18 protein-coding genes are annotated in these 21,566 nt (G+C 60.3%); 13 read left to right on the plus strand and 5 right to left on the minus strand.

The features are described from left to right. The first annotated feature begins 295 nt into the window (after positions 1 to 295). The 4 genes from JFT86_RS25430 (at position 296) to JFT86_RS25445 (ending at position 3,387) form a co-directional block, all read left to right on the plus strand. A complete protein-coding gene (locus JFT86_RS25430) occupies positions 296 to 679 on the plus strand; it encodes a tautomerase family protein (protein WP_201238927.1) in 384 nt (127 codons plus the stop codon). 207 nt (positions 680 to 886) lie between these two features. Further along, positions 887 to 1,411, plus strand: coding sequence for a cysteine hydrolase family protein (locus tag JFT86_RS25435; RefSeq protein WP_201238928.1), 525 nt, complete (start codon positions 887 to 889; stop codon positions 1,409 to 1,411). 406 nt (positions 1,412 to 1,817) lie between these two features. Beyond that, complete coding sequence (locus tag JFT86_RS25440; RefSeq protein WP_201233785.1) at positions 1,818 to 2,246, plus strand: hypothetical protein; 429 nt, start codon at positions 1,818 to 1,820, stop codon at positions 2,244 to 2,246. A 172-nt stretch (positions 2,247 to 2,418) separates the two neighbouring features. Further along, a complete protein-coding gene (locus JFT86_RS25445) occupies positions 2,419 to 3,387 on the plus strand; it encodes a 2-hydroxyacid dehydrogenase (RefSeq protein WP_201238929.1) in 969 nt (322 codons plus the stop codon). On the opposite strand, the gene tssA is transcribed toward JFT86_RS25445, so the two are convergent. From tssA to JFT86_RS25470, 5 genes are read right to left on the minus strand one after another with little or no spacing between them, the layout of a single operon-like run. Further along, on the minus strand, positions 3,384 to 4,466 hold the full coding sequence (gene tssA, locus JFT86_RS25450; protein WP_201233787.1) for a type VI secretion system protein TssA: 1,083 nt from the start codon (positions 4,464 to 4,466) through the stop codon (positions 3,384 to 3,386). The two genes, JFT86_RS25445 and tssA, sit on opposite strands and share 4 nt — an antisense overlap. Continuing rightward, positions 4,463 to 8,287, minus strand: coding sequence for a type VI secretion protein IcmF/TssM N-terminal domain-containing protein (locus JFT86_RS25455; protein ID WP_201233788.1), 3,825 nt, complete (start codon positions 8,285 to 8,287; stop codon positions 4,463 to 4,465). The genes tssA and JFT86_RS25455 overlap by 4 nt, the downstream gene beginning before the upstream one ends. Then, positions 8,284 to 9,048 (minus strand): DotU/TssL family secretion system protein, encoded by a 765-nt coding sequence (locus JFT86_RS25460; RefSeq protein ID WP_201233789.1) that lies wholly within the window; start codon positions 9,046 to 9,048, stop codon positions 8,284 to 8,286. The genes JFT86_RS25455 and JFT86_RS25460 overlap by 4 nt, the downstream gene beginning before the upstream one ends. Positions 9,049 to 9,066: 18 nt before the next feature. Continuing rightward, positions 9,067 to 10,398, minus strand: a complete 1,332-nt coding sequence (gene tssK, locus JFT86_RS25465; protein ID WP_201233790.1) for a type VI secretion system baseplate subunit TssK — start codon at positions 10,396 to 10,398, stop codon at positions 9,067 to 9,069. A gap of 46 nt (positions 10,399 to 10,444) precedes the next feature. Further along, on the minus strand, positions 10,445 to 10,891 hold the full coding sequence (locus tag JFT86_RS25470) for a type VI secretion protein (RefSeq protein WP_201233791.1): 447 nt from the start codon (positions 10,889 to 10,891) through the stop codon (positions 10,445 to 10,447). A gap of 227 nt (positions 10,892 to 11,118) precedes the next feature. Here JFT86_RS25470 and tssB point away from each other — a divergent pair, with 227 nt between their 5' ends. From tssB to JFT86_RS25515, 9 genes are all read left to right on the plus strand, one after another. Further along, positions 11,119 to 11,661: a type VI secretion system contractile sheath small subunit gene (tssB, locus tag JFT86_RS25475; RefSeq protein WP_064117633.1), complete on the plus strand. Its 543-nt coding sequence runs from the start codon at positions 11,119 to 11,121 to the stop codon at positions 11,659 to 11,661. A gap of 30 nt (positions 11,662 to 11,691) precedes the next feature. Continuing rightward, positions 11,692 to 13,176, plus strand: a complete 1,485-nt coding sequence (gene tssC, locus JFT86_RS25480; RefSeq protein WP_201233792.1) for a type VI secretion system contractile sheath large subunit — start codon at positions 11,692 to 11,694, stop codon at positions 13,174 to 13,176. 206 nt (positions 13,177 to 13,382) lie between these two features. Then, on the plus strand, positions 13,383 to 13,880 hold the full coding sequence (locus JFT86_RS25485; protein WP_007958866.1) for an Hcp family type VI secretion system effector: 498 nt from the start codon (positions 13,383 to 13,385) through the stop codon (positions 13,878 to 13,880). Between the two features lie 15 nt (positions 13,881 to 13,895). Then, positions 13,896 to 14,339: a type VI secretion system baseplate subunit TssE gene (gene tssE / locus JFT86_RS25490; RefSeq protein WP_201233793.1), complete on the plus strand. Its 444-nt coding sequence runs from the start codon at positions 13,896 to 13,898 to the stop codon at positions 14,337 to 14,339. Continuing rightward, positions 14,323 to 16,116: a type VI secretion system baseplate subunit TssF gene (gene tssF, locus JFT86_RS25495; protein WP_201233794.1), complete on the plus strand. Its 1,794-nt coding sequence runs from the start codon at positions 14,323 to 14,325 to the stop codon at positions 16,114 to 16,116. Before tssE ends, tssF begins: the two co-directional genes overlap by 17 nt. Then, positions 16,080 to 17,105 carry a type VI secretion system baseplate subunit TssG gene (gene tssG, locus JFT86_RS25500; protein WP_201233795.1) on the plus strand — a complete coding sequence of 342 codons (1,026 nt, stop codon included), beginning with the start codon at positions 16,080 to 16,082 and terminating at the stop codon, positions 17,103 to 17,105. The genes tssF and tssG overlap by 37 nt, the downstream gene beginning before the upstream one ends. A 1-nt stretch (position 17,106) precedes the next feature. Further along, positions 17,107 to 19,647 carry a type VI secretion system ATPase TssH gene (tssH, locus tag JFT86_RS25505; RefSeq protein WP_201233796.1) on the plus strand — a complete coding sequence of 847 codons (2,541 nt, stop codon included), beginning with the start codon at positions 17,107 to 17,109 and terminating at the stop codon, positions 19,645 to 19,647. Between the two features lie 54 nt (positions 19,648 to 19,701). Further along, positions 19,702 to 20,736: a hypothetical protein gene (locus tag JFT86_RS25510; protein WP_201233797.1), complete on the plus strand. Its 1,035-nt coding sequence runs from the start codon at positions 19,702 to 19,704 to the stop codon at positions 20,734 to 20,736. 143 nt (positions 20,737 to 20,879) lie between these two features. Continuing rightward, positions 20,880 to 21,548, plus strand: a complete 669-nt coding sequence (locus JFT86_RS25515; protein ID WP_201233798.1) for an endonuclease/exonuclease/phosphatase family protein — start codon at positions 20,880 to 20,882, stop codon at positions 21,546 to 21,548. The last annotated feature ends 18 nt before the right edge of the window (positions 21,549 to 21,566 follow it).

Genomic DNA, 21,566 nt, shown 5'->3' on the forward strand with positions numbered 1-21,566 from the left:
CGGACTACTTTGTATCCTCATGATTTCCTATTCATCCCGAGCCAGATAGCGGATGAATCCGGCGGTTTTGTAGGCAGAATCCGGGAATCAGGTAGGCTGCCTCGTACCCCCCCTGCCCCTTCGCGGGCAAGCCAGCTCCCACAAGGATTTGGGATATGGTCACGATTGTTTGAGCACCGCAGGACCTGTGGGAGCTGGCTTGCCAGCGAAAGCGTCCGTTCAAACACCCGATTCTCCAAATCTGGCCCAAATGGTCTAGCGTGTATAAGTCCCTGCCCCCATGGAGTCTCTGCCCATGCCCCTCGTTCGCGTCGAACTGAAAAAACGCACTGATCCCACCTTCGCCAAACGCGTCGGCGAGCAGATCTACGCCGCCATGCGCAGCACAATCAATGTGCCGGAGCACGATAACTTCCAGATTCTCAACGAACACGACGGCGAGCATTTCATCTTCGATACGCAATACCTGGGCATCCAGCGCAGCGACCAACTGATCATCATCCAGATCACCCTCAACGAAGGCCGAACGCTAGAGGCAAAAAAAGCCCTGTACCTGACCATAGCGCAGAGCTTGAACTCGCAACTGGGCGTTCGCCTCGAAGACGTGTTCATCAATCTGGTGGAAGTGAAAAAAGAGAACTGGTCATTCGGCAACGGCATCGCCCAATACGCCGGTTGACAGCCTGGGGATGCCGCCAGCATGATCGACCCCATGAACCTTCGCGCGCTGCATCTCACCCGCACCACCACGACCGCCACCGGCGGGTCGTGGTGTTTGTGCCTGAGGTAAACTCAGCGCAGCAAACCCAAGGCCCCGCCAGCAATGGACGGGGCCTTGTTGTTTCTCCCGTCCGTGCGGCTGCTTTTGTCACTCAAGGAGAAACACATGTCCGCAGCACTGTTGATCATCGATATGCAGGTCGGTCTGTTCCACGGCCCGGAAAAACCCCACGACGGCGAACGCGTTCTCGCCAATATCCAACAGTTGATCGCCAAGGCGCGCCAACAACACGTGCCCGTCTTCGCCGTACGCCACACCGGCCCCCAAGGCTCGCCGATTGCTGCGGGCAGTCCATTCTGGCAACTGTTGCCGGCCCTTGAGCTGAACGCGGACATCGACCTGCTGTTCGACAAATCCAGACCCAACGCCTTTCACCACACTGATCTTGCGCAGCAGCTCAACGCCAAAAAAATCGATGAACTCTACCTCGTCGGCATGAAAACTCAGTTCTGTATCGACAGCACCTGCCGCGCCGCCGCCGATCTGGGATTCAAACCTGTACTGGTGGCCGACGCCCACACTTGCATGGACACTCCCGCGCTGCCTGCACAGGCCATCATCGAACACCACAACGCGACCCTCGGCGCAGCCTTCGCCCGGCTGATCAACAGCGCCGACGTGACGTTCTGACGAAGCGGCCTGCCAAATGACGTCGCCTCACTGTGATGCGGCGGCGTCAATGCAGTATTTGTAACTGCATCGGTGTTCCTACAAAAACGTTTAACACACCCTCCTATAACCGATATCAACCCTCTACCCGTTATCTCGACTTCACTGTATTCAACACAAATAACACCCTTGTTTTAATAAAAGTCATTTCGATATTTCAGATAATTCCTACAACTTAAACAGCCAGAAAACACAACAACAAAATATGACACAAGAACAAATGACCAGGATTTGTTACAAGCAACTACCCCGCCATTGAACAACTTACAACTTCAAGCCTATATTTTTCCTGGCTTGAATCTTCTATGCGCTTTATCGATCAGCACAAACAAAGTCCGTCACCCAACAATAAATCCGGGAACCCACCATGCAAAAAACATTGAAAGCTCTGCTGATGTCGACGCTATTGATTTCCTCGGCCTGGTGCGCAGGCGTCAGTGCGCAAGCTGCCACCCCGCCCGCTAAAAATGCGGTCGCCACCGCAGACAACGCGATGATGCTGACCGTGTTCCTGAAACACGATCAGTCACGACCGTTGAGTGAACTCAAGGCCCAACTCGCTCAGCAGGGGTTCTATAAAACCTTTCCCCCGGCCGGGGTAGAGGTGGTGAGCTGGAACATCATGATGGGCATCGGCCAAGTGGTCACCGTGCGCTTCCCGGCGTCGCGCCTGGCGGAAGTCAACCTCGCACTGGAAAACACCGCATGGGGCAGTTACCGAACCGAGTTCTATCCGACCTACGATTTCAAGTCGATTGCCCTGGCCGAACAAGTCAAAGCGCAAACGGCTCAGTGATCTCCTCAGCACACTGGATAACCGGTGTGCTGCCGCCCTTGCTTCTTGCGCGAAGCCGTCCAGAATCTAAACACCACAGCGCAAATCACAATGATTGCCAAGCCGCTCCGCAATCAGCACTCTGAACCGACTTTTCGCAACCAACCCCACCGACGATCACAGGAGCCGCGCAATGCCCGCAACCGTTCTGGTACTGGTTGAAACCATCAATGATTACTTGCCGATTCTCGAACATCAGGGCTTTCACCTGATCCTCGCCCCGACGCCCGCCGAACGTGCGCAAGCGATCGCCAGCCACGGCGCGCGCATCGACGCGGTGTTGACCCGAGGTCCCTTGGGCCTGACCGCCGACGAAATCGCCGCCCTGCCCGCGCTGAAAATCATCACCGTGATCGGTGCCGGTTACGAACAGGTCGATCTGCAAGCCGCGAGTGATCGCGGGATCACCGTGACCAACGGCGCCGGGGTCAACGCCTCGTCGGTGGCTGACCATGCGATGGCCATGCTGCTGGCGTTGGTGCGGGATATTCCGCGTTGCGACGCCGCCGTGCGCCGTGGCGAATGGCCGAAAATCATGCGTCCATCACTGGCCGGCAAGCGCTTGGGCATTCTCGGCCTCGGTGCGGTGGGCCTGGCGATTGCCAAGCGTGCAAACCTTGGTTTCGACATGGACATCAGTTACCACAGCCGCCAGGTCCGCAATGACGTGCCTTACGCGTTCTGCTCGACCCCGACCGAACTGGCGCGGGCGTCGGACTTTCTCATCGTCGCCACGCCGGGCGGAATTGGCACGCAGCATCTGGTGACGCGGGCGGTGCTCGATGCGCTTGGGCCGAATGGTTTCATCGTCAATATCGCCCGGGCCAGCGTGATCGCCACGGCCGATTTGATCACCGCACTTGAGCAACGACGCATTGCCGGTGCCGCGCTGGATGTGTTCGACCATGAGCCGCAAGTGCCGGAAGCGTTGAAAACCCTGAGCAATGTGCTGCTCACGCCGCATGTCGCCGGTCTGTCACCGGAAGCCACCCAAGGCACCGTGGAACTGGTAGGGAAAAACCTCGTGGCGTTCTTCTCCGGGCAACCGGTGCTCACGCCGATCCAGTTGCCGCCGAGGGTCAATAACCAGCGCGTGCACTAAAGCACGCCAAGCAACGTCCACAGGCGCCGCGATTCAGCGTCGGCGCTGATCAACTCGCCGAGCAGTTCGCTCAGCGGTTTGTTGCCCCACTCGACCCCGCGACGGATCAGATAGGGCACCGGGCTGTGGGGCTCGGTGCGTGCGAGGTATTCGGCGATCAGCAGCAACTGCCGGTACGCTTCTTCGCGACTGGCCGGCTCACGAAACACCTGTCCGACTGGCGCGGGTTCTTCTGATTGCGCGACGGCCACGGCCGCTTCGACCAGCGGCGGTGGCGGCGCCGGTTGTTGTGGGTGCATGGCGATAAACTCCTGAACCAGGGTCAGCAGCGCTTGGATGGTGTCCTGCAAGGGGCGCAGCCCCGGGGCCTGATCGCCCAGATAGGCATTGCTCCAGTTATCCAGCCGTTGCAGGTGTTGCAGGCTCAGCAGCAGATTGCCCTGCGTACGCAGCCAGAACGCCAGCGGCGTGGCGCGGATCTGCTCGTTGAGTTTCTTCTGTTCGTTGCGCGCGGTTTCCGCTGAAGTCTTGGCATTCTTGCTGTCGTTGGCCTGCACCTGCTGAACCTGCAAACGCCGCCAGACTTCCAGGGTATAAGCCTCGAAATCGCTGTTGCGGCTGCCGAACAATGGCACTCGGGTGAGCAGCACTTCACTGTAGCGACGCACCAGCCATTCCAGCGGAATCACCCGCCACGACTGGTCGCCGTCCTCGGCCTGCGGGTGCAGCTGCTCGGGAAAGCGCTCGCATAAACCGGCGATCAACGCCAGGCTGCCGGGCAAGCCGTCCAGCGCTTGCAGATGCAGCCACGCTTCACCGAGCCAGGCGCTGAGCATCAGGTCCTTGCTGCGTTCCAGCAATAACATGGTGGTGAGTTTCTCGACGTCCGGCCAGTTCGCCCGCTTGAGTGTCGATTGCCAGACCCCGGTCGGCAGACTGGCGTCATCCTCACGGCGCAGGTCGCGCAACTGGTCGAACTCACGTTCATAGCGCAAGTCGACGCCGCACGGCGCGTCCGCACTGATCGGCGCGAGCAACTGATCAATCAGGTCCGGCAAGGTGGTCGATGGCAGGCTCACAGCCCCTCCTTCTGCGATTCTATGGCGGCGGTGGTGTTGGTCACCTGAAACGGCGAACGTGGCGCGCGGGTCGGCAACGGTGCAATCGACAACGGCAGTTTCGAGCCTTGGCTCATCAGCGACAGGCGCACAAACATCCGAGTGAAGTCACTGGTGACGCTGTCGCTCGACGCCGTCACCGGCAGACGCAAGGTCAGTGGGAACTCGGTGTAATCCATGCTCGGCTGACGCTGCACCGAAAAATGCGCGCGCATCAGGCGCAGCAACGACCAAGGGCCGCCGTACTCCCAACCAGCCTCCAGATCCCGCACCACCAGGTTCGGTTGCAGTGGATCGTTGACCGGCCGCTCCTTGCCGTTGCGCGCCCAGCGCAGGGTCAGGCGGATAGGCTGGCCGATCATCCAGCGCAGGTTCGGCTGCTCGGCGGGGACCGGATAGTTGATTTGCTGACTGCCGGCGAGCAGGCCCCAGGCAATCACCTGATCGGCGCCCTTCTCATCGTCGCGATCAGTGCGCCAGCGCACATCCAGTTCGACGCCGAGGATGCCGCTCTTGTCGCGCACGAACAGTGGCGTCAACCAGGTACTGGCCTGTTTCAAGCGATTGAGAAAGTCTTCTGCCGCGAGGCGTTCCGGGGTCTGGCTGAGGACCAGTCCGGCTTGCGCCACCGGCAGGCGTTTATCGATGATTTCGAGAAAATGCTGGACCCGCGCCGGATCGGCATCTTGCGCCTGCACGCCGTTGGCGAAAGGAAAACGATCGGCCAGGTATTGATTGAAATAGTTGGCCAGTTCATTCCATGCCGCTGCGGCCTGTTGTTGCTGCAAGAACTGGCAACGCTGCATGGCCGACTGTTGCAGCTCGACCGCGCGCATCGCCAGGGTTCCGCGCCCGCCCGCAACATTGGCGGTTTGCAACACCTGCACGCACGACGCGGTGTCCATGTCGACGAAATCACGACTGACCAGTTGTTCGATCTGCGCCGGCGAACTGGCCGGGTTGGAATCCTTGTACTTGAGCAATTCGTCATTGAGCGCACCGAACTGCGTCACACGCTCGTAATCCAGCGCCGACAGATTGCCCTGCTGCGTCATCAGCCACTGCAACGCCGACTGACGCCGCTCGGTGATGCCGAGCATGGTGTTGAACTGCTGCTTGAGGCTCAGCTTCAAGTCCTGCACATCACTGGCACCGTACAGTTGCAGGCCGAGGTTTTTCGAGCCGTCCCACTGGCTGATTTCGGCTCGCCCGCCGAACAACGGCTGCGCGGTGATTTCATCGAGGCCAGCGACAATCTGCGCCATCGCCCGGCGGTTCAACGCAGCTTGCAGGCGCGCGGCCAGATCATTGCGATGCACCTCGACGAAGGCCTTTTGCAAGGCCATGGCTTGTTCGGCCTGAACATTGAACACCGCGTAAGGATGAGTCTGATCGTTGTGATCCTTGAGGCTCAGCCACATTGCCTGAGCGGCGGCGGCTTCAGCCGTTTGCAGCAGCGCCTCGCGATACGCCGGCGGGATGCGCGGCAACTCTTCGGCGACATAGCTTTTATAGCTGGTGAAGTAATTCAGTGAGGTGTTGAGATCATCGCCATCCACGGTCTGGCCCTGGAGGTTGACGTTGTCTTGATCGGCGCGCAGGGCGACCGAGACGAAGTCACGCTTGAACAGCGCCTGCACGGCATTGTTGAGCTTGACCACTTGTTCCTGCAGCGCCAGTTGCCCACTGCCCTGCTGCACCAGCAGGTTGCCGCGTGAACCGACTTGAGCGATCCATTGATCACGAAAGCTTTGCTGCAACTTGCTCGCCTGTTGATCCAGTTGTTGTTCGACCGCCGGGCCGAGCAAGGTACTTTTGCGCACCTTGTCGAGAAACTCGCGATAACCCGGCACCAGCTCCTGGCCCTTGCCGCGACTCCATGTGGAATTGGTCAACGCAATCGCTGCTTGCAGATCGTCGATCAGCGCCCGCAAGTCTTCGAGCTCTCGCAGGCTGTTGCCGCTGCCGACCTCCAGTTGCTCAAGATGCAGTTTGAGATAACCGGCCTTGCTGACGAAGTTGTCGGCGAGGAAGTACTGGTCGAGCCAGCGCTCCATCAGCCCGGAGAAATTGCTCTCGATCAGTGGCCGATCAACGCTCAGGTCCAGTGCCTGCAAGTCGCTGCCGTCGCCTGCCGCCAGCAAACGGTTGTAGAACCCCGCGTGAGGCAAGGTGCCGGCGTTGAGATTGAGCGACAGCGCGTTGTTGCTCAGTTGCACCAGATCATCCAGCGGCACGCGTGGGTTGTTCTGCACCTGGTTGAACAACTGGTTTTGCTGCTCCAGGCGCAATGCGCGATCCACCAGATCGGTTGCCTTCTGATAATTCTGCCACTGCGCCGGGTCTTCGCTCTCGACGCTGCTGCGCCGATCCGTCGCGCGGATCGCTTTGATCTTGTTCAGCTCACCGGTCAGCAATTCATGCAGCGGCACCAGCATATGTCGCTGGGTGGACTGGAACAGCTCCTGCTGCAAACGGCTATCCAGTGACGAGAACCACGAAGTCGGAAACACCAGCGAGACATAATCCCAACGCGGTGCGCGCTCCAGCACCCGCCAGAAACTCTGCACATTGCGCCGGGTCGGCTCGACGCGATGCGCCTCGTCGGTGACGGCCACGTAGCTCTTCTGCGCACTCTGCATCAGCCGCGCCAGTTCATGGGCATCCTTGACCGACTGATTCCACACCCACAACATTGCCACCGCCCAGACCACGCCAACCACCAGCGCTACGCCAGCGGTGATCCGCTGCCAGCGCTGACGCAAGCGCAGCAGGCGCGGCACGCCTTGGGCCAGACCGCGCTCGCCGACCAGACGCTGGCGCCACAACTGGCGCACGAACACGCTTTGCTGCAAACCGCTGTCGTCGGCGGAAAAACCATCCCTGGCATCTTCCGACGCCTGGCTGGCACTGAAATACACACCGCGAAAGCACGGTGCTTCGCCCTGCGCATTGCCCTGAAACACTGGTTCCAGCACGCTCTGCAAACCACGGCGCAGGGTTTCCAGACGTTCCGGCAAGGCATACAGATCCGCGCTCAAATGCCCGGAAAGAGTACCGACCTCAATCACCGATTCGGCCACTGCGCGGTGAATCCGATCCAGCGCCTGATCACTCCACTGCCCTTGCCAAACGGCATCGCGCGCGTAGGGCGACGACCAGCCCAAGGTGCGTTCGCGGGCCTCGTCGGGCAAGGCACTGATCAGTTCCTGAAACCCCGGCAACTCTTCCAGACCGGTAACAATCACGTACACCGGCACGCTCAAACCGAAGCGTTGCAGCAGATCGATAAAACGCCTGCGCGCCGCCAGACCGAGGCTCGCGGCTTGTTCGAGATTGCTCAGGCGACTCACTGGGACTGTCCAGATCACCCCGTCCAGCGGACGTTTACTGCGCAAACGCAAGATCAAACCGAGCAGGCGCCACCAGCCGCCGCGCTGCAAATGCATGCCGTCGTCCGGCAGGAACAACGCCTGCGGCACCATCAGCACCGCGCCTTCAGGGTCCGACCACCAGCGGCCGAACCACGCCGGTTTGTCGGTCGGCTGCAAGCGCCATTCAGTGACCAGTTGCGTACCCTGAGCTTCGTCGCCGAGCATCAGCAGCCACGGCATCTGATAGCGATCGCGACTGCCCTGCTCCTGCTCCATGTGCCGTACCGACGCGTAAAAACTGCGGATCGCCGCACCGCTCTGGGTGCGCAGCCACCACACCGCCACGGCGATGATCACCAGCAACAACAGCAACGCGAAGACCCACGCGACAATCGTCAGGGTGCTCATGAGTCTTGCTCCGCTGGCGTCACCGAATCGGTCATTTGCAGCACCGGTTCCAGCTCGGAGCGAATGTCACGCCAGAGAAACTGGCCGAGCCCGGTCAACACCAGCACCATCGCCAGAATCCCCAACGCCAGACGAAAACCGTCCGGCAGTGCCGTGCGTACCGGCAACTGCAACGGCGTGCCCAACGAGGGCTGCACCAGTCGCTGGCTGACGCCTTCATAAGAGGCCTCGTCCTGCCAAGCGAAATTGAACAGCGCCAACCGCCACTTCTCCAATTGCGCCTGACTGTGCTCACCGCGCAGACGCCCGTGAAAACCGAGAATCAGGCACTGCAAATACACGTTGGCGAGATCGCGGGTGGTCGGTTGCTGTTCATCAAGCAGGGTTTGAATCGCCGCCGGCACTTGCTCGCCGGCCTGTCGACTGGAATACAAACGCGACTCCAGCGGTTTGTCCTGCCATGCAGCCTGCCCCGGCCATGGCGTAAACAGGAGGGTTTCGTCGACGAGGGCGACAAAGGCATACACCAGAGCCTTGACCTGATCGGTCGCCGAGTCGCCGACCCGCGAATACGCGGTTCGCCACAAACGTTGCGAAGCCTGAGTCGACAGCTCGACCACAGTCTCGACCAGGGCCGCTTCGTCCTCGCTGTCCTTGGGCAACTGCGTCCAGTCCTGTTGCCATTGCTGCCACGTCTGGCGGAACGCGCTGCTCAACGGTGCGTCCTGCAACCCCAGGCCGGCGACACTTCCTTGCGACATATGGTGTTCCTTGTGTGATCAGGCACTTTCACTGTTCTGCGCGACAAACAACACCACTTGCCACGGACTGCTGGTCAGCTTTGCCGCGGGGGCGGCGATCATCAGCGGCAGTTGCGCGTCAAACCAGGCGCCCTCGGCAGTGATCACAAACAGTCGCGTGTCTTCGCCGACGCTGTACGCCACTTGCTCGCTGCGGCTCATGGCCTGATGGCTCAGCCCACTCATGCGCTGGCGACTGAGCAGCGCAATATGCGGTGCCGAGGCGATGATCGCGCCGCGCAACCAGTCAATCGCCGCCTGCTCGCTGGCACCGTTGGGCATGCGCAGGCCGATGACCAGACGCTGGCGCGGTTGCTCGTCCGGCAACTGAATCGAAAAGCTCTGCTCACCGCGTTCGAACGGCAGGCTGCGATAGCCGGCGCGGATCAGTTCGAGGGTGGTTTCCAGCCATTGCAGCACCGCATCGTATCCGCGTTGCAGTTCAAGAAAATCCAGTGGCGCGAACGCCGGGACACCGGCCAGCGGATCGAGCGCCGACCAGGCGCCGGCCAGGCCGAGCAACTGCACATACAAGGTTTGCGGGTGCGCGATGCGACTGTTGAGCAAGCCTTCGACTTCAGGCAGGCGCGCCCACAACGCGGTCAACTGACGGCGGATTTCCAGGGCATCGTCCTGATTGCCGGCCTGTTGCGCCTGACGCAAACGGCCGCCGAGAAACAGGCACTTTTCCCGCGCCCGTGCGCAGAGCCCGGCGATGCGCCGTCCGAGCGCGGATTCCGGCAACAGCATCGGCGTTGGCGGCGTGTACGCCAGCGGCAGAAAACCGCCGCCCTCCTTGCGGATTTTCAGCAGCGGCAGGCAGATTGAGTCAGCCTTGTTCAATTGCGTGCACAGCCGTGGATTGGGGCGCCACACGGTGATCGATTCGGGGAATTCACCACTGGTGAGATCCGGCAACGCCTCGCCGACCACCGACTGCAAACGGCCCTTGAGCGGCAGTAATTGCCCGGCGCGCCACATCGGGCTGATCGCCAGAAACACGGTGACAGTGGCATCGTCGGTGGCGTTGATCGCGGCGCTGACATCCAGTTCCAGCGTCGGCCCGACTCCGGCCTGCAAATCCACCGGCAAACCGTCGGGCATCGTTCCTTGCAGCGACAACACCCGCACAACGCCGGCACTCAAAGCTGAAGGGTCGAACTCCATGTGGCTGACGCCCCAGAACCATGGATTACACGCTTGCGCCAGATGGGCGCCGAGCGCTTCCGCCCGCAGCCCCTGCAACTGAAAATGCTGCGGCAGCAATTGCATGCCTTCGTGCCAGCAAACCGCGTCAGGTAGCAGACTCATACGACTCCTTTCGACCCTGCCGCAAGCCGGCGGCGGACGGTGTATTTCAGTTTTCCTTGCTGACCAGCGTCATCTCGCGGCTGTCGAACTTGAGCCAGGCATCGCTCTGATCGTCGAGCCGCAAGCGGTGTGCTCCGGGTGTGTTATAGCTGGCGAAGACCAAAAGTCCAGCGGCCTTCTTGCCCCCCAGCGGGAAGGGTTGGCGGTCGATGAATTGCCCCGGCACCAGCTCCAGTCCCCACACGCTCATCAACTGACGATAGTCGCGCTGGTATTGCTCGCGCTCGGCAAACCACTGGCTGGCGCTAATGCCGGACAGTTGCTTGAGCAGATCGGGGTCATTGACCGCAATGAAATCCACGGCAATCGGTGTGTCGTCGTTGGCCTTGGGCGCGACGTCGAGGGTCAGGCTGTCGAGGTCGACTTTCGGCCCGAAGAAAGAACAGCCCGCCAGCAGTGCAAACACCCACGTTAGAAAAAGTCGTCTACACAAAATGAATTTTCCTTTTCCTGAACCTGTCCAAAAATGTTTTTCCTTGCATTTTTATAGACCTGTTCTAGCGTCTTGGGTAGTTCGGTTCCTACAGCCGAATGAGGAAGGTTTGTCAAAGGAACGACAGGTCATCTGCCTCCCTTTCTAACCTACGGTCCAGCAAGGGAAAGCGATGAACGGGCCATCCCGATGCATTGCGCCCGCTCATCGCATCGGAGTCCGCTGTCATGGCAGAAAGTACTCAACACAAGCTCGACCGGGTGCGCCCGCCCCGAGTGCAAATCACCTACGACGTCGAAATCGGCAACGCCATCGAGAAAAAGGAATTACCGCTGGTGGTCGGGATCCTCGCCGACCTCTCGGGCAAACCGCTCGAGCCATTGGCAAAACTGACTGAGCGGCGTTTTACCGAAATCGACCGCGACAACTTCAACGAGGTACTCGCCTCGATCGGCCCGCGCGCCACGCTGCAAGTCAACAACACCCTCAGCGGCGACGACAGCAAGCTCAATATCGAACTCAACTTCAAACACATCGACGACTTCGACCCGGTCAAGGTGGTCGAGCAAGTCACCCCGCTGCGGCGTTTGTTCGAAGCCCGCCAGCGCCTGCGCGATCTGCTGACCAAACTCGACGGCAACGATGATCTGGACAAGCTGTTGCGCGATGTCATCGCCAACACCGAAGGCCTGCAAGAGATCAAATCGGCCCGCCCGGACACCGCTACCCCGGCAGCTGATGCCGAGGCGCCGGCCGAACCGCAAGCCTGATCGTCCACTTAATCAAGGGGAGAATTCACCATGCCCGCCGCCGCCCAGCAACAAGCCAGCGACAATGCTGCCGCCGAAACCTTGTCCCTGCTCGACCGGATCATCGCCGAGGGCCGCATGGCCCACGATGACAGTCAGCAGGATTACGCCCGCGACATGCTCGCGGAGTTCGCCACCCAGGTCCTTGACGAAGGCATGGCCATCGACAAAGACACCGTGGCGATGATCAACGACCGTATCAGCCAGATTGACGAACTGATCAGCGCCCAGCTCAACGAGGTGTTGCATCACCCCGATCTGCAAAAACTCGAAGCCTCGTGGCGCGGTCTGCACATGCTGGTGCAGAACACCGAAACCAGCACCCGGCTGAAACTGCGCCTGCTCAACGTCACGCAGAAAGAGCTGCAGAACGACCTGGAAAAAGCCGTCGAATTCGACCAGAGCGCGCTGTTCAAGAAGATCTACGAAGAGGAATACGGCACATTCGGTGGCCACCCGTTCAGCTTGCTGGTCGGTGACTACACCTTCGGCCGCCACCCACAGGACATCGGCCTGCTGGAGAAACTCTCGAACGTTGCCGCCGCTGCGCACGCGCCGTTCATTGCCGCCGCCAGCCCACGCCTGTTCGACATGAACAGCTTCACTGAACTGGCGGTGCCGCGGGATCTGTCGAAAGTTTTCGAGAGCCAGGAGCTGATCAAGTGGCGCTCGTTCCGCGAGAGCGAAGATTCGCGCTACGTCTCGCTGGTGCTGCCGCACTTCCTTCTGCGACTGCCTTACGGCCCTGACACTGCTCCGGTGGAAGGCATCAACTACGTCGAAGACGTCAACGGCACCGACCACAGCAAATACCTGTGGGGCAACGCCGCGTGGGCCTTGTCGCAACGCATCACCGAAGCATTCGCCAAGTACGGCTGGTGCGCGGCGATTCGTGGCGCTGAAGGTGGCGGCGCGGTCGAAGGTTTGCCAGCGCATACCTTCCGCACCAGTTCCGGTGACCTGTCGCTGAAATGCCCGACCGAAGTGGCGATCACTGACCGCCGCGAGAAGGAACTCAATGACCTCGGTTTTATCGCCCTGTGCCACAAGAAAAACAGCGACGTCGCGGTGTTCTTCGGCGGCCAGACCACCAACAAATCCAAGGTCTACAACACCAACGAGGCCAATGCCAACGCGCGGATCTCGGCGATGTTGCCGTACGTGCTCGCAGCCTCGCGTTTCGCCCATTACCTGAAGGTGATCATGCGCGACAAGGTCGGCAGCTTCATGACCCGCGACAACGTGCAGACCTATCTCAACAACTGGATCGCCGATTACGTGCTGATCAACGACAACGCCCCGCAGGAAATCAAAGCGCAGTACCCGCTTCGCGAGGCGCGGGTGGATGTCACTGAGGTGGCCGGCAAGCCTGGCGCGTATCGGGCGACGGTGTTCCTGCGGCCGCACTTTCAGCTTGAGGAACTGACGGCATCGATTCGCCTGGTGGCAACGTTGCCGCCACCGGTTGCTGCCTGACGAAAACAATTTTTTAGCCACTGAAGCACCCTGTGGCGAGGGAGCTTGCTCCCGCTGGGTCGCGAAGCGGCCCCGTTTCACCCAAAAGCTGGGGTCTGCTGCGCAGCCCAGCGGGAGCAAGCTCCCTCGCCACAGGTTCAGTGTTCAATTCAGCAGGTTGGTGCAGGCCAAAATCCTAATGTGATTTTCTTCAGGAGTTTCAAGCGATGGATGCAATCATTCTCGACCTCGGCGGCGACATCAAAGGCGACAGCCTGCTCGAGGGTTATGCGGACAAGATCGAAGTCATGTCCTACAGCCACAACGTCGCGATGCAGGTGACCAACGACGTCAGCAACTCGGAGCGGACCTCCGGCAAGCCTCACGTCGGCGAGTTCACCCTGACCAAATTCGTCGACACCTCGACGCCCTCCCTCAACGAATACTGCTGCGCCGGCAAACCGATTCCGGAAGCCAAAATCACCATCGGCCGTAACGCCGCCGAAGGCAGTGGGCAACTGTTGCCGTTCATCATTTACACGCTGACCAACGTGGTGATTTCCAATGTCAGTGTCAGCGGCGGTACCGGCGGCAAACCGGTAGAAACGCTGTCGCTGAACTTCACCAAGATCAAATGGGAACTCACCGCGCAAAAAGACGACGGCACTAAGGAAGGCACCGCCGCGTCGACCTGGGACATGGCCGCCAACAAGTTGGTCAGCTGACCCGGCGCCCCGGCCATGGCAGGCACCGGCATACTCCCGCCGCTGTTCGAACGCCTCGCTTCGAGCGAGGGCGACGGCGTGCGGGAGTTTGATCGGCAGGATTTGCTCGACTCGGTGCACGCCGAGCTCGGGCGCCTGTTCAACACTCGTCGCGGCCCGCGCACGTTGACCAACCCACCCAGCGTGATCGACTACGGCATCGCCGACTGGAGCGCCCTGCAACAGCAGCGCAGCGATGACCGCCGTCGCCTGGCGCGGGATATCCGCGAAGCCATTAGCCATTTCGAACCGCGCCTGAAGCTGGGCGAGGTTCAGGTCAATCCCCTGGCCGAGCACCCGCAGCAAATGAGCATTCGCTTGGTCGGCGAGTTGCGCAGCGGCCACCAGCACTGGCCGGTAGCGTTCGTCATCGAGCCCGGTGGCCAGGGGCTGGAGGTGCGCCATGAGCGACTCGATTGACCCGCAACTGCTCGACTACTACCAGCGCGAACTGACCTGGTTGCGCCACGCCGGCAGCCAGTTTGCCGAGCGCTATCCGAAAGTCGCCCGGCGTCTGGAATTGTCCCCCGGCGAATGCCCCGACCCGCACGTCGAGCGCCTGCTGGAGGGTTTCGCCCTGCTGGCGGCCCGATTACAGCGGCGGCTGGATGACGACTACGCCGAGTTCAGCGACGCCCTGCTTGAGCAACTTTATCCATTGGCCATGCGCCCGTTGCCGTCGTGCGCCATCGTCCAGTTCGAGCCGGACCCGAGCAAAGGCAAGCTCGACGGCGGTTATCCCCTGCCCCGCGATACACCGCTGTTCGTCACCACCAGCAGGGGCGAAAGCATCCACTTTCGTACCAGCGCCGCCGTGCGCCTGTGGCCGATTGAAGTGAGCGAAGCTTTGTTGCTCGGCAGCGACGAGGCGCAGGCGCTGACCGGCGTGGCGCAGTCGCGTTCGGCGCTGCGCCTGAGCCTGCGCTGCCTCGGCGAGAGCCAATGGTCAGAGTTGGGCATCGAACATTTGCGCATTCATCTGGCGGCGTCGCCGGTGATCAACGCCTGCCTCTACGACCTACTCGGTGCCCACGCCGTGCAGGTGCTGGCCGGGTCGCCGGGCAGCGTTCCGACAGCGCTCAAAGGCTTGCCGCGAATCGTCGGTTTCGCTGAGGACGAAGCACTGTTGCCCGATGAAGACGGGGTGCACCCGGGCATGCGCCTGCTCGCCGAATATTTTGCGTTCCCCGACAAATTTCATTTTTTTGACCTGCCATTGGCCGGCGCGGCCAGCGACAGTCAGACGCTTTATCTGTACATCGTCTTCGACCGCGCCCCGGGTAGTCGCCTGCATCTGCAAGCCAGTGACATCGCCCTCGGCTGTGCGCCGGTGATCAACCTGTTCCCACGTACCTCCGAGCCGCTACGCCCCGATGGCACGCGCAGCGAATATCGTTTGATCGCCGACAGCCACCGCGAAAACAGCGTGGAAATTCACAGCATTCGTGGCATGCGTGCCAGTTCCAGCACTGGCGTGCAACGGCTGCCGGCCTATTACGGCAGCCAACACAGCGGCGGCGATCAACAGCGTTACTGGCATGCGCGCAGGGTTCACGGCATGACCCCGAACCGCCTCGGCAGTGACCTGTTGGTGAGCGTGGTCGATACCCGTTTCGAACCGCAGACCGACCTGCCCGATTACAGCCTCACGGCCGAATTGCTCTGCACCAATCGCCATTTGGCGCAGAGCTTGCCGGCCGGTACGCCGCTGGGTTTCGAGCGCCCCGGCCCGGTGGCGTGGGCGCGTTTACGCAACCCACCGACCCCGCAAAGCCTGCCGCGCCTCGACGGTGATTCTCGCTGGCGGCTGGTGTCGCAATTGACCCTCAACCACTTGTCGCTGGTCGAAGGCCCGCAGGCGCTGGACGCGTTGAAAGAGATTCTGCTGCTGCACAATCTGCGCGACGAGGCCAGTGCCCTGCGCCAGATTGAAGGCCTGCTGGGGATCAATTGCGAACGGGTAATCGGTCATGTCGGCGTCGATGCCTGGCGCGGTTGGCGCAATGGCCTGGAGGTGCAATTGCAGCTTGATCCGCAGCACTTTGTCGGCAGCAGCGCGGTGCTGTTTTCGGCGGTGCTGGCGCAATTCTTTTCGCTGTACGCCACGGCCAATCGCTTTGTGCGCACGGTATTGATGCAGGGCGACAAGGAGGTCAAGGCATGGCAACCCCAAGCCGGCATGCCCCTGTCGCTCTGACCCTGAGCCAGCGCCTGCGCCGCGATCCGCAGGCGTTCGAGTTGTTGCAGGCGTTGCTGTTGCTGGAGCGCGAACAACCACAAGCCGAATCCCTCGGCAGCGGCACCTCGCCACAAGCCGAAGCGCTGAAGTTGCGCGGGCCGCTGACACCGATGTTCGCCGCCAGCCAGATCGAAAGCCTGACTGAAGAGCCGGGCGAAGCGCTGACGATCGACACACCGGTTTTCGGCCTCGGCGGGCCTGACGGGCCGTTGCCCTACGCCTATCAGGAGTGGCTGCAACAACGGGCGCGCGCCAAGGATCATGCGCCGGCCGAATTCCTCGATCTGTTCCAGCATCGACTGCTCAGTCTGCTTTACAAGGTGATGCGCAAACACCGCATCGCCTTGGGGTTTGTCACGCCAGGCGCTTCGCCGGTGCAAGCGCAATTGCGCGCGTTGACCGGCTTGTTGCCCAAGTCTTTGCAGGAACGTCAGGCCGTTGCCGATTGCGCCGTGCTGGCCTGCACGGCGCTGTTTGCCGATGGCCGCCGCTCACTGGCAGGGTTCGCCGCGATTGTCCGTGAACAGTTCGAAGTGCCGGTCGAGCTCAGCGCTTACGAAGGTGCCTGGCGCGAGATTCCGTTGGCCAGCCGCAGCCTGATGAAGGCCGGCGGGCGCAATCTGCAACTCGGGCGCACGGCCGTTGCCGGCAAACGAGTCTGGGATGAACACGCCGGCATTCGCCTGACACTTGGCCCATTGCCCTCGTCGCAGGCCGGGCGCTTTTTGCCTGACGGCGAAGCGCACCCGGCACTGGCGAGTCTTGCGGCGCTGTATTTCGGCCCGGATCTGGACGTGAAACTGGTGCTGCTGGTGCGCGGTGCCGGGCCAATGAAACTCAGTCGCCAAACTCCTGCGCTGCTGAGCTGGAACGGTGGATTGCAGCGTCAGGCCAGCCTCGCCGTGCAACAGATCGAAACCCGTCTTTGTCAGCTGGAGATCACCTGAAATGGAACTGGCCAGCCTGATCGGACGCCTCAACCCGGACAACCGCCGCGCCCTCGAACGCGCCGCGCAGCGCTGTTTGCAACGCGGACATCACTTTGTCGAGATCGAACATTTGCTGCTGGAATTGCTCGACATCGAGGGCGGGGATTTTGCTTTTCTGCTGCCGCGATTTGGTCTGGAACGCGATGCGCTGACAGCGGAGATCAACAAGGCGCTGGACCTGTTCAAGGGCGGCAGCACGCGCACACCGGCATTGTCTTCACACACTTTGGGTTTGCTCGAAGATGCGGTGGTGCAGGCCAGTGTGCTGGGGCTCGACAGCATTCGTTCGGGGCTGCTTTTGTTGGCGCTGATTGATCGCGATGAGCGCCGCAGTCTGCTGCTCAACAGCGCGTCGTCGTTGCTGCGAATTCCCAAGGAAGCCCTGCGCGCGAATCTGCTGGAGTGGACGGAAAACTCTCGCGAACACGTTGGTCCGCGAACCGCGCCGTCTAAAGGTTCGGCGCCGAGACAGGATTCGGTACTCGACCAATACACCCAGGACCTGACCGCCGACGCTCACGCCGGGCGCATCGATCCGATCGTTGGCCGCGATGGCGAGATTCGTCAGTGCATCGATATTCTTCTTCGCCGTCGCCAGAACAATCCGATTCTGGTCGGTGCACCCGGCGTCGGCAAAACCGCCGTGGTCGAAGGTCTGGCCCTGCGCATCGCCGCAGGAGACGTGCCGCCGTCGTTGCAGGAAGTCAGCCTGCGCGTGCTTGACCTCGGCCTGCTGCAGGCCGGCGCCGGAGTCAAAGGTGAATTCGAACAGCGTTTGAAAGGCGTGATCGACGCGGTGCGCAGCGCCGACAAGCCAATCATCTTGTTCATCGACGAGGCCCACACGCTGATCGGGGCCGGCGGTGCCGAGGGCGGCAGCGATGCGGCGAATCTTTTGAAACCGGCGCTGGCCCGGGGCGAACTGCGCACCCTCGCCGCCACAACCTGGATGGAATATAAAAAATACTTCGAGAAAGACCCGGCCCTCGCCCGCCGCTTTCAACTGGTGCAGGTTGAGGAACCGGACGAAATCACCGCGGTGGAAATGCTCCGCGGCGTCGCCGCAAAGCTGGAGCAACACCACGGCGTGCAAGTGCTCGACGCAGCAATCCATGAAGCGGTGAAACTCTCGCACCGCTACATCTCCGGCCGCCAGTTGCCGGACAAAGCCATCAGCGTTCTCGACACCGCCTGCGCCCGCGTCGCCCTCGGCCAGCACGACGTACCGCCTCCGCTGGAAAGCCTGCGCCACCGGCAAAACAGCCTCAAGGATGAAGTCGAACGCCTGCGCCGTGAGCAGGCCACAGGGCTTGATCACCGTGAGCGAATTACCCTGCTGGAAGATGAATCGAAAACCAATGTGCAGGCCATCCGCGAACTGGAAACCCGCTGGGGCGAGGAGCGCGTGGCGGTGCGTGAACTGCTCGATACTCGCCGCGAATTGCTCGACTTGAGCGAGCGCGCCGACAGCGACAAACCCGATGAAGCCACCGACAGCCGCATCGACCATCTCGCCGCCGAACTACTGCGCCTTGAGGCCGGGCTGGATGCGATTCGCCAGGACGATCCGCTGGTGCCGGAACAGGTCGACAGCAAAACCGTCGCCGCTGTCATTGCAGGCTGGACCGGCATCCCCGTCGGCAAGATGCTCGCCGATGAAGCCCACGCTGTGCGTACTCTCGGCCAGCGCATGGGTTTACGCGTCATGGGTCAAACCACCGCGCTCAATACCATCGCCCAACGCTTGCAGGCTTACCGCGCCGGGCTCACTGATCCACAGAAACCGGTGGGTGTTTTCCTTTTAGTCGGCCCCACCGGCGTCGGCAAAACCGAAACCGCGTATGCGCTGGCCGACGCCTTGTATGGCGGCGAACGCAACCTGATCAGCATCAACCTCTCGGAATATCAGGAAGCCCATACCGTCAGCCAACTCAAAGGCGCGCCGCCCGGTTATGTCGGCTACGGCAGCGGTGGCGTGCTCACCGAAGCGGTACGACGCAAGCCCTATTCGGTGGTGTTGCTGGATGAAATCGAGAAGGCGCATCCGGATGTGCTGGAGGCGTTTTACAACGTCTTCGACAAAGGCTTGATGGAGGACGGCACCGGTCTGGTGGTGGATTTCAAGAACACCGTGATGTTGGCCACCAGCAACGTCGGCGCGGAGCTTTTACTGGATACGCCCGTGGCGCAACTCGGCTCGGAAGCCTTCAACGAGGCCCTGCACAAAGTCCTCCTGCAAGCCTTCCGCCCAGCGTTTCTGGCGCGCATGACCGTGGTCGCGTATCGACCGCTGGATGAAGCGACGCTGGAAGGGATTGTGCTGGCGAAGCTGGAGAAGTTGCGTGGCCGCTACAAGGCCGCGACCGGCAAACAGTTCGAGTTTGATTCAGGAATCGTTAAAGCAGTGCTCGCCAAGTGCAGCGCGGCCGGTGCGCGAGATGTCGAGAATGTGTTGATGACGCAGGTGACGGGGAAGTTGGCGGAGTGGGTGTTGGAGTAAACCGTTTGCAACGCGGCCCATGGGTGCATCGAAATTTTTTGTATTGGAGAGATCATGCTAGACCTGAGTATGAGTTATCCCGAGTCTTACACGTTGAAAAATCCGGCAAGGGCTTTCATCGAGGACGGTGCACCCGACTTCGGCTTCACCGAGCCCTTTTACAATGGGGTCAGTGCCATACCGATAAAACGCCGAGGCTTGATGCAGCCGACGGATTTCGATGCACCAACAATTACCTATACCAACGGCCCGGTGTTTACTGCACAAATCACTCGTTGTGCACAGCACAATATTTCATGGGAAATCAGTCTGCCGGAACGTCCCCTGACAAGTTGTTGGCAGTACACGACTCAAAACGGCCCGCAAATTCTCAAAGTACTCACCGATTGCTTTGTTCAACGAGGAGAAATGTTTTCCCCTACTGCCAAATCCTGGTTTTCAAAAATGGAGAACAAAAACCTGCTGAACCAGCACAACAGTCAGTGGACGATCGAGATGTATCCGCAACCGGGGGCGGCACAGTTCATGTCTCACATTCTTGCCCATGAGTATCAGCACGTCGAAGACCATGCTTGGCTAGCCGAGGAAATCATCCGTCCACTCGATACCTGGCACGAAGAAAATCAGCATCGGCTTTTCACCTCGGCGACAAAGGCTGATCTCTACGGCATCGGATTGGCAGGTGTGGCGGTGGGCAACATCCGAGTACTGCGCTACTGGGAGAGATCGATTATCGAGAGTGGACATCTCTACCACAATACGGTGGAGGGAAGTCATCCGGATATCAAGATAGTGTCCATTGCAAAAGGCTCGAACGTGACCGATAAAGGCCTGATTCGCATGACAGTGACACCGAACCGGTTACTGTCATATAGCGGCTTCGATCTCGATGATCCGTTGCCACACTGTTTTCGGCGTGGCCAGGTTTTTTCCGTGCATACCGATATTTTCACGGGTAATGAACCCGCGCTGTCTTACATCGCCACAGACGCCTATCACCCGCGTGTCGTCCGTTACGTACCGCCGAACACGCCGGCGCTACAGCCTGATATGGATATATCGGGCCTGTTCGGGACGAATGACGACTAGACGAATGCGCAATGCGGTGAAAGAACTCGATCAGCACAAAGAGAAAAACCGAAAGCCTTCGAAGGAAAATTTCACGGTAAACCAGTAACACTCAGGTTTGGCAGTTGATCTCTCTGAACGCATGAATCGTTGGGTAACCAAGCATGAGAATCGGAAGTTTCAATGTCGAAAAGAACGGTAAGTCCTCAACGCTCGACAAGCAGACTCAGGTGGATTTCTTTATCCACAATTGCTGCACCAGTGATGCGTGGGATGCGGATATCGTTTTTTTGTGTGAAATCCATTCGGCTCAGGTCGACAACTACCGATCCAACCTCGCGGCCATCTACAAGACTTACTCGGTATATGCCTTCGATGGAGGTTATTCAAACGCCTACATCGTCCTTGTAAAAAGCTTTGAAACTCTTCAAGTCTGCAGCCAGGGCAGTCTGTTCGGTTTGAACAGGGATCTGATTGCCGTGGAGGCCAACGGCGTGAAGGGCTATACCGGCTACGTGTTTCTTGCGCACTTCAAATCCGGGCAGACCGGGCTTACTCGAAGCCAGCTCAAGTCCTGCACGGCATTGGGCGGCAGGTGGGTGGCGACGGGCGACTTGAACCTCGATTACGCCAACGTCGGACAACTCGATACCGCAGGCCTTGCCTACGACTGTTGGGGCGGTCAGCAAACACAAAGCAAAGGCGGGATTCTCGATTGGGTCCTGGCCTCGGCAGACGTGACTGTCAAAGTCGTCGACATTACCGGGTTGGCGCATGTATTCGACATGTCAGGTCCTGATCACCGGCCAATACTGTTTGACGTCACCGGATGAACTTGAATTTGCGTTGCC

It is taken from the genome of Pseudomonas sp. TH06, from assembly GCF_016651305.1.
Lineage (GTDB): Bacteria > Pseudomonadota > Gammaproteobacteria > Pseudomonadales > Pseudomonadaceae > Aquipseudomonas.